Source organism: Prevotella multiformis (assembly GCF_018127985.1).
GTDB lineage: Bacteria > Bacteroidota > Bacteroidia > Bacteroidales > Bacteroidaceae > Prevotella > Prevotella multiformis.
Genome location: NZ_CP072357.1, coordinates 1,454,424 through 1,468,013 on the forward strand (window position 1 = coordinate 1,454,424; position 13,590 = coordinate 1,468,013).

The following is a 13,590-nucleotide window of genomic DNA, read 5'->3' on the forward strand; positions in this document are numbered from 1 at the left end:
TGCGTTTAACGGAAGAACCCTTTTATGCACCCGCTGTAATCTTTCAGGAAGCAGGCGGAGTCTGCTTGTCTGGAAGGCGTAGGATCGTCGAAAATCATCCTCAGAGACTGATTAGTGGGGGAGGCAGGGGGGAGACCGACTTGTTCCTACCTCGTCTTATCTCCGTTCGTAGGTTATGATGGCGTTCCCATAATGCTCGATGCCTGTGATGTGTATGTTTCCGGGCAGCCGGGGGGCTTCTATACCTTCGCCGATCGTGAAAGGTGCAGTCTCAATGCGTATCTCATCCCATAGTCCTGCGTCAAGGAAACTCTGCAAGGTCTTTGCACCGCCTTCGACGATGAGACTCTGTTTCTTCTCGGCATAGAGGTGTGACAGTGCTTCGGCAGGCGTAGCATATTCCCCCTCCCTTGTCGGATGTCTTGTCAGCACCAGTTTCTCGGGATTCGGACCGCTCCATTCCCTTACCGTCAGCTGTGGATGTTCCAGTTCTTCCGTTGTTTTGCCAACGAGTATTGCGTCGTTCTCTGCTCTCAGCTTATGTACCAGCATCTTTGTGAAGGGCGTAGAGATGATCAGCGGATGATAGTCTCTGCCCGGCAAGTTGCCAATGTAAGCCGCAGAAGTTTTTTTCTCACGAGCCGTTATTTCATCTTGGCTGCCATTTATAATACTCAGATCATCAGGGGAATCCCGGTGTTCACTCCCCTCCCTATGGGGGAGGGGTGAGGGGGAGGGGCTGGCAGGTGTGTTGGATAGTGTGTTTGTTGGTGTGTTGAATAGTGTGTTAGTTGTTACTCTTTTTGTCTGCGCCCACTTCAGTATCACGTACGGTCGGTGATGCGTGTTATAAGTGATGAACCGCTTGTTCAGCTCCAGGCACTCCTTTTCCAATACACCTACCGTCACGTCAATGCCGGCCTCACGGAGCTTCTTCACGCCACGCCCCTGTACCTTGGAAAAAGGGTCGATGCAGCCGCAGACTACACGCCGCACGCCTTTGCTGATAATCAGGTCGGCGCAGGGAGGTGTCTTGCCGTAATGGGAACAAGGCTCGAGGCTGACATACACCGTTGCTTCGTGCAGCAAAGCCTCGTCCTCTTTCCTCACAGATGCAAAAGCGTTCACTTCGGCGTGTCCTTCGCCGCAGCGGACATGATAGCCTTCACCGATAATCCTGCCATCCTTGCTCACAATGACCGCCCCCACCATCGGGTTCGGCTTGGCCAGCTGCTGTCCGTTGCGTGCCAGCTGCAGGCAGCGGTGCATATAGATTTCGTCAGTTTCTTCTTGTTTCATATCTTTAAAATTCCTATCTTTGCAGTCATGACATACCAGGATTTATGGCACAGACTCACTCCCTTGTACGATGACGGTGAGGCACAGGCAATCATTCGGCTCGTGCTGGAGGTGCAGTCTGGCATTTCGCTGACCGATATTTATACGGGCAAAGTTAATGAATTATCACGAGACGAAGCTGACGGATTGGAGAAAATCATGTCACGGCTGGAACGTGCAGAGCCAGTGCAGTATGTTCTCGGGTATGCAATGTTCTGCGGGCGACCCTTTCATGTTGCGTCCGGAGTACTGATTCCACGCCCGGAGACGGAAGTGCTGTGCCGGTGGATAGAAGAAGATTACAACCGCCCTTACTGTGCCCTGCAGCCTCCTGTGCCGCTTCAGGTGCTGGACGTGGGGACCGGGAGCGGATGCGTAGCTGTCAGTCTGGCACTGGACCTTTACAATTCCGCCCTTACGGCGTGGGATGTATCGGGTGATGCTTTGTTGATTGCACGTGAGAATATCCACCGATGGGATGCCCGTGTTGAGTTGAAGATGGAAGACGCACTCCATCCCTCTCCTGCTGCCATGGAGCGGCAATGGGACATCATCGTCAGCAATCCGCCCTATATCTGCAACAGGGAGAGGGCGGCAATGACGGCGAACGTGCTGGAATACGAGCCGGAGACCGCCCTTTTCGTACCGGATGACGACCCGCTGCAGTTCTATCGGGCAATAGCTGAATACGGCGTGCAGACGCTGTCGGATGAAGGTGTACTCTACTTCGAGACCAACCCATTATATATAAATAAGGTGAAGGAGATGCTGGACGAGTCTGGTTATAAGCAGGTCATGCTTAGGGAAGACCAGTTCGGCAAGTTACGCTTCACGAAAGCCCTCCGACCATGATACAGAAACGGCCTATGCCGGAGCCGCAGGCTCTGAAGAAACTTGCCGACCTGTGTGCGAAAGGCGAACATTGCTCGGGAGAAATGCTGGAAAAAATGCGCAGGTGGGGACTGGCGGAAGACGCCCAGGCACGCATTATGGAGAAACTCTTAAGGCTGCATTATGTGGACGACAGCCGTTATACGGAGTCTTTCGTCTACGATAAAATCCGTTACAACAAGTGGGGACGCCGGAAGATAGAGCAGGCTCTGTGGATGAAGAAGGTGGACAGTTCCGTCTCGTCGCCCATCCTGGATGCTGTCGGGGATGAGGAGTATCTTGCCGTCCTGCGCCCGCTGCTGGCTGGCAAGTACCGCACCATCAAGGCTGACAATGACTATGAACGCTCGATGAAGCTGATCAGATTTGCCATGGGACGCGGGTTCACGATGGATCTGATCAGGAAGTGTATTGACGAAGGGATTGTCGCAGCGGACGGCAACATAGACTTTGCTGATGACGATGACGAGACCGATTAGTGTGCTTGCCCGTCTGATAGACACCCTTGCTCCTCGGTCGTGTACCATCTGCGGAGGGCGTCTGACCGTTACGGAGGAGGTGATGTGTGCCTGCTGCAACCAGAGCCTCCCCCGTACAGGCTATGCCCGTAATGCCTGTGACAACCGGCTTGTGCGGCTCTTCTGGGGGAGAATCCCCATTGAGAGAGGGGCATCCCTCTTCTTCTACAAGGCTCACTCGGACACCAGCCGCCTGTTGTATCAGCTCAAGTATGGCGGACATCCCGAGACAGGGGAGCTGCTTGGCCGCCTTGTTGCCGACGAGTTTGCAGCGGACGGCTTCTTCGACGGCATCACCGCACTGGTCCCTGTGCCGCTTGCCCGGCAGCGTGAACGGGAGAGAGGATACAACCAGAGCGTGGAGATAGCCCGGGGCATCAGCACTGCAGCCGGGATTCCTGTAGTCGGCGACGTCCTTGAACGTATCTCTTTCCATGGCAGCCAGACGCAGAAGAGCCGTTGGGAACGTAACGAGAATGTGGAAAAGGCGTTCCGGCTGACGGATGCCTCTGCCGTGCGCAACCGGCATGTCCTGCTTGTTGATGATGTCATCACCACCGGGGCGACGCTCGTCGCTGCAGCCCGTGAGCTCTTCAAAGCCGGCAATGTCAAGGTCAGCGTCCTCTCTCTGGGGTTTGCGAATAATGAATAGATGCGTGGCTTCCCGCTCCGGCAGCCGTATCCTGTAAAGGGATTGACTCCTTGCCAGACCGTCTGTCGGGGCAGAACGTTCCAGATGTAATTGCAGATGAAGTTTTTATTGGGATCCATGTGGCAGACGGTATGAAAAAGCCATGGCTGTCCTTGACTGCACATGAATGGAACCGTCACGGGCATTGAACAACACAAACTACTTCTATCCGAATTATTATAATACTTAACGTGATCCGTACTAAGCCTTGACACAAATTATCTACTGATTCCATATTTTGCGGAAACTCCGGAAGAAAGGAGGGCTTTTTCTTTGTCCAATTCAAATTTTTTCTTACTTTTGCCGGGCACAAACTGAGAACCGACAAGAACCGAATACAAAACCTAATGCAAGACAGTAAACCTGAATGAAAAGTTCCGCCTATGGAAGGGATGCGTCCAGGGTATCCTCAATATAAGCGGACGGATTCTATCATATTACCTTTTGGAAAATATTAACCTAATTAACAATAAAGCTGAATGAATAACAAGAAAAATGGTCTGTACCTGACCGCATTCCTGTTATGTCTGAATCTGAGCACGGAAGCTCACGGCGTTGCGTCCGACAAGACGGATGCGATGCGGGAGAGTTCCATGACTGCATTGAGACAAAGGGATGGAAATGCCGTTTCTATTCCGTCAACACAGGTTCCGCAGAAGCCGCAGAACGCCGGCGAGAAGAAGAAAGTCGTAGGAGTTGTAAAGGAGGAGAACGGAGAACCGGTCATCGGTGCTACTGTCCGTCTGAAAGGTACCCAGGGCGGTGCTGTCACAGATATTGACGGACGGTTTACGCTGATGGCGGAGGAGGGTTCTGAACTTGAAATCTCCTACATCGGCTACACCACCAGGACAGTGCGTGTCGGTAAGGCTGATACATACGACATCAGCCTTTCCATGGGCAGTGCCAAGGAGCTGAACGAAGTGGTTGTCACGGCCCTCGGCATCAAGCGTGAACAGAAGGCGTTGAGCTACAATGTGCAGCAGGTGAGCGGTGAATCTTTGGGGACTAACAAGGATGCCAACTTCATCAATTCGCTCAGCGGTAAGGTAGCCGGCGTGAACATCAATGCCAGTTCGTCCGGTGCCGGTGGTGCTTCAAAGGTCGTGATGCGTGGTACACGCAGCATCGAGCAGTCGAGCAACGTTCTGTATGTCATCGATGGCGTGCCGATGTTCAACCTCGGCGGCAGCGGTGATGCGATCTTCGGATCGAACGGTACGACAGAGGCCATCGCAGATATCAATCCGGAGGATATTGAGAGTATGTCTGTCTTGACGGGTGCTGCAGCAGCGGCACTTTATGGTAACCGTGCTTCCAACGGTGCCATCGTCATCACAACGAAGAAGGGAAAGGTGGGACATACGGAGTTTACCGTCAGCCAGAGCACGGAGTTCTCCACGGCTTTCCGTCTGCCGGAGTTCCAGAACCGTTACGGGACAGGCAGCAGTCTGCGTACAGCCGGCGGTGACAGTTACAGCTGGGGACGCCTGCTGAATGATGCCAACTACATGGGTTATGACCCAAAGAAGGACTATCTCAAGACAGGCATCATGACCACAGAGGCGTTCACGGTTTCTACAGGTTCGGAGAAGAACCAGAGTTACTTCTCTGCCAGTGCGTTGAATTCGGGCGGTATCATTCCCAACAACCGTTACAACCGTTACAACTTTACGTTCCGGAACACATCCAGCATGCTGGGCGACAGGTTGCTGCTGGATGTCGGTGCAAGCTATATCATCCAGAACGACCGCAACATGACCAACCAGGGTGTGTATGCCAATCCGCTGGTTTCGGCTTACCTCTATCCGCGTGGCAACGACTACAACGATATGGCGATGTTTGAACACTTCGATACGACACGCAATATCTACACGCAGAACTGGAACAACCTGCTCAGCGAGTTTGTCGGTCAGAATCCTTACTGGATCAACTACCGTAACCTCCGTACCAACAAGAAGTACCGCTACATGATGAATGCCGGACTTACCTATAAGGTGACAGACTGGTTGAACGTCGTGGGACGTATCCGTATTGACAATGCTACGAATACTTTCGAGAAGAAGTACTATGCCAGCACGAACACGACCATCGCCGGTGCCAACGGCCAGTATGCCAAGGTAAAGACCGACGACAAGCAGGTGTACGGCGATGTGATGCTGAATGTCAACAAGCACTTCCTTCAGAACAAGCTGTCACTGGTGGCTAATATCGGTGCTTCTCTCTCTGACATCAAGCAGGACCAGACGGGTCTTGACGGTCCGATAGCCGACAACCTGATTCCCAATGTCTTCAATGAGTATCAGGTGGATGCGGCACGTGAGAAACGGCTGCCGGCAGGCTATCATGAGCAGACGAAGTCACTTCTCGGTAGTCTGGAACTGGGATGGAAGAGCCAGCTGTATCTTACGGTCACGGGGCGTAACGACTGGCCTTCAATGTTGGCAGGTCCTCATTCCAACAAGCATTCTTTCTTCTATCCGTCAGTGGGCGGCTCGTGGATTGTCTCTGAGTCTGTCAAGCTGCCACGGGCTATTGACTATCTGAAAGTACGCGGCTCGTTCGCCTCTGTCGGTATTCCGTTCCTCCGCAACATTGCCAATCCGAAGTACGAGTGGGACAATACGACGAAGCAGTGGAAGAGCCAGATGGTCTATCCGATCTACGACTTGAAACCGGAGACGACGAACTCGTGGGAAATCGGTCTGCAGGCCCGCTTCCTCAAGCACTTCAGTCTGGATGCGACACTCTATTGGACAAAGACCTTCAACCAGACTTTCAATCCTGACATCTCTGTGTCATCAGGTTACTCTGCTCTTTATATCCAGACAGGTAATGTGTCAAACAATGGAATCGAGTTAGCTCTGGGTTACAGCAATAACTGGGCTGGTTTCGGATGGTCGAGCAACTATACTTTGAGTTCCAACCGCAACCGTATCAACGAGCTGGTGCGTAACTACGTTCATCCAGAGACAGGGGCAGTCATCAACAAGGACCGTCTTGATGTCGGAGGACTGGGCAATGCACACTTCATTCTCAAGGAGGGCGGCACGTTAGGCGACCTTTACTCCCTGACGGATGTGAAGCGTGACGACAAGGGACGTATCTATGTCGACAAGAACGGCAAGGTCTATCGTAACAATAACGTCGGCGACGTGAAGCTGGGTTCTGTATTCCCCAAGGCGAACATGGCATGGCGCAATGATTTCTCTTATAAGGGATTCAACCTCAGTGTGATGGTCAGCGCACGTTTCGGCGGCATCGTTTACTCGGCGACACAGGCTGCGCTCGACCTCTATGGAGTATCAGAGGCAAGTGCAAAGGCACGTGACAGGGGATATGTGGAGGTGAACGGCAATGACCGCCTCAACCCCGAATCATGGTATTCGACCATCGGTGGCAGTGACGGTATTCCGCAGTTCTACACTTACAGTGCAACGAATGTCCGCTTGCAGGAAGCAAGTCTCAGCTATACCTTCAAGAAGAATCACTTCTTCGGTCTGGGCGACCTGACGCTTTCCGTGACAGGCCGCAACCTGTTGATGTTCTACTGTAAGGCTCCTTTCGATCCTGAGACAACAGCTACGACCGGCAACTACTATCAGGGTATAGACAAGTTCATGACGCCCAGTACGAGAAATATCGGGTTCAACATCAAGCTTAAATTCTAAATCAAAGTTATGAAACACTTAAGAAATATCATATTGTCAACGGTATCGGCCGGTCTGGTTGTGAGTCTGGCGGGCTGTACCAACAGCTACGAGGACTATAACCAGGATCCCTACGGCGTGTCGAAGAAGGAGACGGAACGTGATGCTTATTCATTGGGCGCAGCCATGGTGAACCTGCAGAGCTGGGTGATTCCTACGGATGTCAATACCAATCAGTTCACAGAATGCCTGTGCGGCGGTTCATATGGCGGCTATCTTTCCGATTCCAATGCCGGCTTTATAGGCAAGAACTTTGCGCAGTTCAGTCCGGAGAACAGCTGGAACCGCGTGTTGTTCAGGGACTTCCTTCCTAAGCTCTCCATCTATTTCAACGAAGTGAAGAGCGCCACCGACGAGCCTGTTCCATTGGCTGTCGCACAGATCATAAAGGTTGCCGGTATCCATCGTGTTACCGATGCCTATGGCCCGATACCTTATTCCAAGGTGGGACAGAATGGTGAAATCACTGCACCTTACGATTCCCAGCAGGAGGTATATAAGCTCATGTTCAAGCAGCTGGACGAGGCCATTGCTACGCTGACGGCCAATCGCACGCTCAACTTCTCGCCTAAGGCCGACAATGTGTATGGCGGGAATGTGGAGAAGTGGATCAAGTTTGGCAATTCTCTTCGGCTTCGTCTGGCTGTCCGCATATCAAAGGCTGACCCGACGCTGGCCAAACAGGAGGCAGAGGCTTCAGTGAGCAATGAGGTCGGTGTGATGACTTCCAATGATGACAACGCTTTCATGACCTTGTCGAATACCAATCCTTTCGAGGTTGTCATGTATGAGTATAACGGTGGCGACTCGCGTATCGGCGCCGACATCACCACTTACATGAACGGTTACAAGGATCCGCGTCGTGAAGCGATGTTCACAAAGTCCACTTTCTCAAGAGGAACCAACGGCTACTATGGCCTGCGTTCCGGCATCCAGATTCCGGGTGCGGAGATTGCCCATGCTTACAGCAACTACAATGTAAAGACCGACACCAGGCTCTTGTGGATGAATGCGGCCGAAGTGGCTTTCCTACGTGCTGAAGGTGCTTTGAAGAACTGGAACATGGGAGGTACAGCCGGCAGTTTCTATAAGAAGGGTGTTGAGCTGTCCTTTGAGCAGTGGGGCGTAAAGGGTGCTGCGGCTTATCTGGCTGATAATACCAGTACACCTGCTGTCTATACAGATCCCGCCGGACTTAATTCTTATTCAGGACCGGTTTCATCCATCACGGTTGCCTGGGACGACAGCAATCCCGTTGAGCAGCAGTTGGAACGTATCATCACCCAGAAGTGGCTGGCTATGTTCCCACTTGGCTTGGAGGCGTGGTCAGACTATCGCCGTACAGGTTACCCGAAGCTGATGCCGGTGAAGGTGAACAACAGTGGCGGCGTGGTAAGCAGTGAGCGGGGTGCCCGGCGTCTGGCTTATCCACAGGAAGAACGCAGCAACAACCTTGACAACTACAATGCAGCTGTGGGAATGCTCGGCGGAGCCGACAACATGGCTACAGATGTCTGGTGGGCAAAATAATGATTACCGATTAAATAGAAAGAAAAATGAAACATATCATTCAATATATAGCATATTCAACGGTCTGTGCGGCGGCTTTGCTTATGTCCAGCTGTGATACAGACGTTGAACCTGTAGACATCAACCAGCCCGGTATAGAGCGTCAGAATCCGGAACTCTATCAGAACTATCTTGCAGGCATCCGTGCTTACAAGGCAAGCAGTCATAAGATCATGATGGCGTGGTTCGATAACAGCCAGGCTGTTCCATTCACACAGGCGCAGCATATCAACGCTGTTCCTGACAGTGTGGATTACGTTGTGCTGACGAACCCTGGAACGGTTACTGGACAGATGATGCAGGAAATCGAGGAAGTAAGAAGTCAGAAAGGTATGAAAGTCGTATTTCAGGTAAGCTGTGATGCTATCAAGACAGTTTACGAAGCACGGAAGAAAGCCTTTATGGCAAAGCCTGAGAATGCTGGTAAGCACTTCCGTGACTTCAATGGTTTCCTGGTTGATTCTGTCAATACACAGTTACGTCTTGCTGATAAGTATAACTATGATGGTGTGATCATGGGATTCAATGCGAAGCTCACACATTATCTCAATGAGCAGGAAAAGGCTGAGGCTATTGCCTTGGAGAACGTTTTCTTAGGTATAACCAAGGACTGGAAAGAACGCCATAAGGACAAGGAACTGATAATAATGGGTCGTCCGCAGCATGTAACTGACAAGAGTCTTTTTGCACAGGCGCGCTATCTCATTATCCCAACACAGGATGAGAAGTCCATATCGGGTGTTGATTATCTGGTCCGTAAGGCTGCGGTAGAAGGTGTGCCGACTGACAAGTTCATTCTTTTGGCAAACAATAAGTCTATCGACGAAACCGATACTAAGACTGGTTATTGGGGTAAGACATTGGCAATGCATGGTATTGCAAAGTTCGTTGCTTCGGACCATACCGGCTATACCTGTGCTGGAATGGGCTTGCTGAACGCCAATGTTGATTATTACAATGCCTCGTTCACCTATCCGAACCTGCGTAAGGTCATCTCAACTATCAATCCAACCGTTAAAGAGTAAAAGGAAATGAAGAAGCTGTTTAAATATGTTCCTGTCCTGGCGGCAGCCCTGTTGATGGCAGCCTGCCAGAACAATGATGAAGCCGACTTCGCAAGCAAGGCGTTCATAGATGGAAAGACATTTACCAGTGAGACCATCATCAAAGATGCAAGTACCCTGGTGAAGACATTGAAACTCTCGACCTCACGCCCTGCAGAGAAAGAACTGAATGCAACTTTCGCACCAGCTCCCCAGCTGCTGGAGACTTACAACAAGGCCTATTACGGTCATGCCGTATTGCTGCCGGCGACTTGTTATAAGATACTCGTGAGTGATGTGAAAATCAATCAGGGCAGTGTGAAGAGTAACGAGGCCCGTTTTGAGTTTTCCCAACTCGGCGACCTGGACCGTTCGACGACCTATGTCCTGCCCGTAACGGTCGACTGCAAGGATATTGAAATCCTGCAGTCGGCCAAGAACTATTACTTTGTGTTCCGTGCAGGTGCGCTCATCAATGTTGTAGCTGACATGAGCAAGAACTATCTGCAGGTAGACTGGAAGACCCCGGACCTGGTCACAGACATGCACCAGATTACGATGGAGGCACTCATCTACCCGCGTGAATTCGGCAAGCTCATCTCTACCATCATGGGTATTGAGGGCAACTTCCTCATGCGTATCGGTGATGCAGGCTTCCCTGACAATCAGATTCAGATAGCGACCCGCAGCGGAAACTTCCCAGACTACGACTCCAACAAGGGTCTGCTGACCAAGCGCTGGCAGCATGTGGCCATGACCTACAATGCTGATACACGTGAGGTGAAAGTATATGTCAACGGCATGCTGCAGTCGCACGGCACGCTTCGTATGGGAACGGTAACCATCAAGGGAGATTCTCCTGACCGTATGTTCCTCATCGGCAAGTCTTATGATGACGCCCGCTGGTTCGAGGGCAATATGTCCGAAGTACGTGTCTGGAATGTTGTCCGTACGCAGGAAGAGATTGCCGGACACATCTACAGCGTTGACCCGAAGACTCCCGGTCTCGTGGGCTATTGGAAGATGGACGACAGTACCAGTCCCAACATCGTAAAGGATGCTACCGGCAACGGTAATGATGCCAAGGCTGACAAACCGCTGCCATGGCATAATGTTTCATTGCCAGAGAAATAATCTGTTAAACGTTTTAATCAAAATGACATTTATGAATATCAACAATATTAAAGCACTCGCACTCTCAATGCTCGGCATGGCTCTGGCTGTATCCTGTTCGGAGAGTATCGATGTGCCTCTTGTTCCGGAAGGCGGTTACAAGCCATTGGAGAACAGTCTTGCTTTCCTCACGGACAAGTACGGCTGCAGCAGTCAGGATTCCCTTGTTTTCAATGAGAAGGGTTCGACGGACTTTTACGTGAACCTCACCCAGGCAGCCAAGGCGAATGAAGACTATACGCTGGTGTATGATGCCAAGGCACTTGAGAATTATAACAAGACGCATGGCACAGCCTTCGAAGCACTGCCCGAATCACTCGTTACGGTGAGCGGTGGTGCTACGGTAAATGCCGGTGCGACGAAATCTTCCAAGGTGACAGTCAGCTATGCCACGGCTGCGGATCTGAAGGAAAATGGTGTTTACGCCATTCCTCTGAGTGTGAAAGGTGCAAGCCAGACATCAAAGGACAAGGGTGAGTTTGTTCTTTTCGTACGTGACATCACTAAGATGCCGAACTGTCATAAGGACAACGGCTTGCAGGTAATCAGCTGTATGGAGGTGAACGATGCCAATCCACTGCACAACCTGTGTTACACGCTGAAGGAGTCGAAGAAGTATGTCTTTGACCAGGTTATTCTTTTCTCAGGTAACATCAACTACAATGCTGAGAGCGGTGAGGTGTATAACTATAACAATGAGAACGTGCAGCACCTGCTCGATTACAAGGAAAAGTACCTGAAGCCGTTGCAGGAGAAGGGTATGAAGGTGATTCTCGGCATTCTCGGAAACCATGACCGTTCGGGTGTTGCCAACCTCTCCAAGGAGGGTGCGATTAAGTTTGCACAGGAGTTGAAGGCTGTTGTTGATGCCTACGGACTCGACGGTGTGTTCTTCGACGATGAATATTCCAACTATGGCGATTACCCCGGTTTCGTCTCACCTTCCATAGAGGCGGCATCCCGCCTCTGCTACGAGTGCAAGCGGATCATGCCCGACAAGCTCATAGAAGTCTATGTCTACAGCCGCACGGGAAGCCTGGAGACTGTTGACGGCCACAAGCCGGGCGAGTTCATCGACTATGCCCTGCAGGATTACGGACGCTACGGCGACCTTTCCAACAACTATGAAGGCCTGTCGCCTAAGGGCATGATACAGGGCTCGTCGGAGTTCGGACAGGGTCGTATCATTTCTTTTAATACTGCAAAATCTATCAAGACTGACGGTTATGGTGGTACGATGGTCTTCGGTCTGACCCCTCAGAACGGTTATGTGACCCGTCTGAACAACATCACACGTGCCTTCTATGGAGAGGAAACCGTGCGGACGGGTAGTTATGCAAAAGATTGGTAACCTGCTAAACACTTGAAACAATGAAACTGAGATATTTCTATTCAGCCGTAATGACGGCATTTCTTGCCTTGGGTTTTACAGCCTGCAGCAACGATGAAGACACACCGGAAGTGAAGCCGGAACCCAAGGTTGAGACTGCCCTCACCTTCGATACCGATACGGTGAGTGTGGGAGTGGGCGAGACGGCCACGTTCAACATCACTGCCGGAGGTGGCGAATACAGGGCTTTCTGTGAGAATCCTGATGTCGCAACGTTGACAATCAAGGGGAATGCGATTACTGTGGCCGCTGTAAAAAGCGGACTTACAGGCATCGTGGTCTCCGATGCTGCCGGCAATTACAGGCGTGTGCTTGTAAAGGCAATGTACAAGAAGATTCTTCTTGACAAAGAGGAGGTCGGCGTGCAGATAAAGGCCGGACACACCGAGAGTTCTGCCACGCTGACCGTCACCGGTGGGAACGGCGGCTATGAAGCGGTCAGCGACCATGAAGACATTGCCGAGGTCTATTCCGTCGTAGACAACGTCATCACCATCCGCGGGCTCAGCAACGGAACGGCTACGCTTACCATTACCGACAAGATGGGCGTCAGCAGGACGGTGAAGGTAACGGTTACGACGACCGATATTCCTTTCACCGATGAGGAGAAGGCTGCCATCATGGCATCCACACAGGAGAACTTCGTCTTCGATGGCAGTCATGCACAGTCGTATGGCAGTTTCTCCATCGGGGAAAAGGACGGCAAGCAGCTTGCGCAATGGAACTACAGTGATTATATCTATCTGAAGTGCTGGTTCAGCGGCGACCTCTCCGTAGGGAAGAAAGCGGACGGGAAAATTGAAGTCAAGACAGACTATTGGAGCAGTGACGTGACGGTCTACGAAGGTGCGAATGTCGAGATCCTCAAGGTTTCCGATACGCACGTATGGGGAATCATGTGGATTCTGAAAGACGACTATCTCCACTATGGCTACTTCGTCCTGCCGAAGGCTGAGGCGGATGATTAAACAGAGACCCGGTTGATTCAACCGAGGCTTGTGCCGGCCTTGACGAACCAATGGGTTTTTCCGGTGGTCGGACGAGGCCTCGAACAGCAGAAGGGATGCACCTGCCGATGGGTGCATCCCTTTTTTCGGCCGACCGGTCGCCCGATGAGGATCCGGCCACTTGCGGTTGTCCTGTTGTCTCCCGCTGGACATGACGCTGGTGGTGTCATTGCGAGCCGTCATCTGGAAATGTGCATGCCCGTATAGTTGTATTTTTTTACATGGTGATAAATATTTCTTTACGTGTTGATAAGTCATTC

At 51.5% G+C, this 13,590-nt stretch carries 10 protein-coding genes; 9 read left to right on the top strand and 1 reads right to left on the bottom strand.

Annotated features, from left to right (window positions below; all coding sequences use genetic code 11):
- Nucleotides 1–156 precede the first annotated feature (156 nt).
- Nucleotides 157–1,299, bottom strand: coding sequence for a bifunctional diaminohydroxyphosphoribosylaminopyrimidine deaminase/5-amino-6-(5-phosphoribosylamino)uracil reductase RibD (ribD, locus tag J4864_RS05725; RefSeq protein ID WP_211814040.1), 1,143 nt, complete (start codon nucleotides 1,297–1,299; stop codon nucleotides 157–159).
- 27 nt (nucleotides 1,300–1,326) lie between these two features.
- Here ribD and prmC point away from each other — a divergent pair, with 27 nt between their 5' ends.
- The 9 genes from prmC (at nucleotide 1,327) to J4864_RS05770 (ending at nucleotide 13,291) form a co-directional block, all read left to right on the top strand.
- Complete coding sequence (prmC, locus tag J4864_RS05730; RefSeq protein WP_211814041.1) at nucleotides 1,327–2,190, top strand: peptide chain release factor N(5)-glutamine methyltransferase; 864 nt, start codon at nucleotides 1,327–1,329, stop codon at nucleotides 2,188–2,190.
- Complete coding sequence (locus J4864_RS05735) at nucleotides 2,187–2,708, top strand: regulatory protein RecX (RefSeq protein WP_211814042.1); 522 nt, start codon at nucleotides 2,187–2,189, stop codon at nucleotides 2,706–2,708. Before prmC ends, J4864_RS05735 begins: the two co-directional genes overlap by 4 nt.
- The gene (locus J4864_RS05740) at nucleotides 2,692–3,399 is read left to right on the top strand and encodes a ComF family protein (RefSeq protein WP_211814043.1); all 708 of its coding nucleotides are present in this window, start codon (nucleotides 2,692–2,694) and stop codon (nucleotides 3,397–3,399) included. The genes J4864_RS05735 and J4864_RS05740 overlap by 17 nt, the downstream gene beginning before the upstream one ends.
- Nucleotides 3,400–3,917: 518 nt before the next feature.
- Nucleotides 3,918–7,109 carry a SusC/RagA family TonB-linked outer membrane protein gene (locus J4864_RS05745; protein ID WP_211814044.1) on the top strand — a complete coding sequence of 1,064 codons (3,192 nt, stop codon included), beginning with the start codon at nucleotides 3,918–3,920 and terminating at the stop codon, nucleotides 7,107–7,109.
- A 9-nt stretch (nucleotides 7,110–7,118) separates the two neighbouring features.
- Nucleotides 7,119–8,678, top strand: a complete 1,560-nt coding sequence (locus tag J4864_RS05750) for a RagB/SusD family nutrient uptake outer membrane protein (RefSeq protein ID WP_211814045.1) — start codon at nucleotides 7,119–7,121, stop codon at nucleotides 8,676–8,678.
- A 26-nt stretch (nucleotides 8,679–8,704) separates the two neighbouring features.
- Nucleotides 8,705–9,742 carry a glycoside hydrolase family 18 gene (locus tag J4864_RS05755; protein ID WP_211814046.1) on the top strand — a complete coding sequence of 346 codons (1,038 nt, stop codon included), beginning with the start codon at nucleotides 8,705–8,707 and terminating at the stop codon, nucleotides 9,740–9,742.
- Between the two features lie 6 nt (nucleotides 9,743–9,748).
- Nucleotides 9,749–10,894, top strand: coding sequence for a DUF1735 and LamG domain-containing protein (locus J4864_RS05760; RefSeq protein ID WP_211814047.1), 1,146 nt, complete (start codon nucleotides 9,749–9,751; stop codon nucleotides 10,892–10,894).
- A 31-nt stretch (nucleotides 10,895–10,925) separates the two neighbouring features.
- The gene (locus J4864_RS05765) at nucleotides 10,926–12,284 is read left to right on the top strand and encodes a BT_3987 domain-containing protein (RefSeq protein WP_211814048.1); all 1,359 of its coding nucleotides are present in this window, start codon (nucleotides 10,926–10,928) and stop codon (nucleotides 12,282–12,284) included.
- 20 nt (nucleotides 12,285–12,304) lie between these two features.
- A complete protein-coding gene (locus J4864_RS05770; RefSeq protein WP_246479387.1) occupies nucleotides 12,305–13,291 on the top strand; it encodes a hypothetical protein in 987 nt (328 codons plus the stop codon).
- The last annotated feature ends 299 nt before the right edge of the window (nucleotides 13,292–13,590 follow it).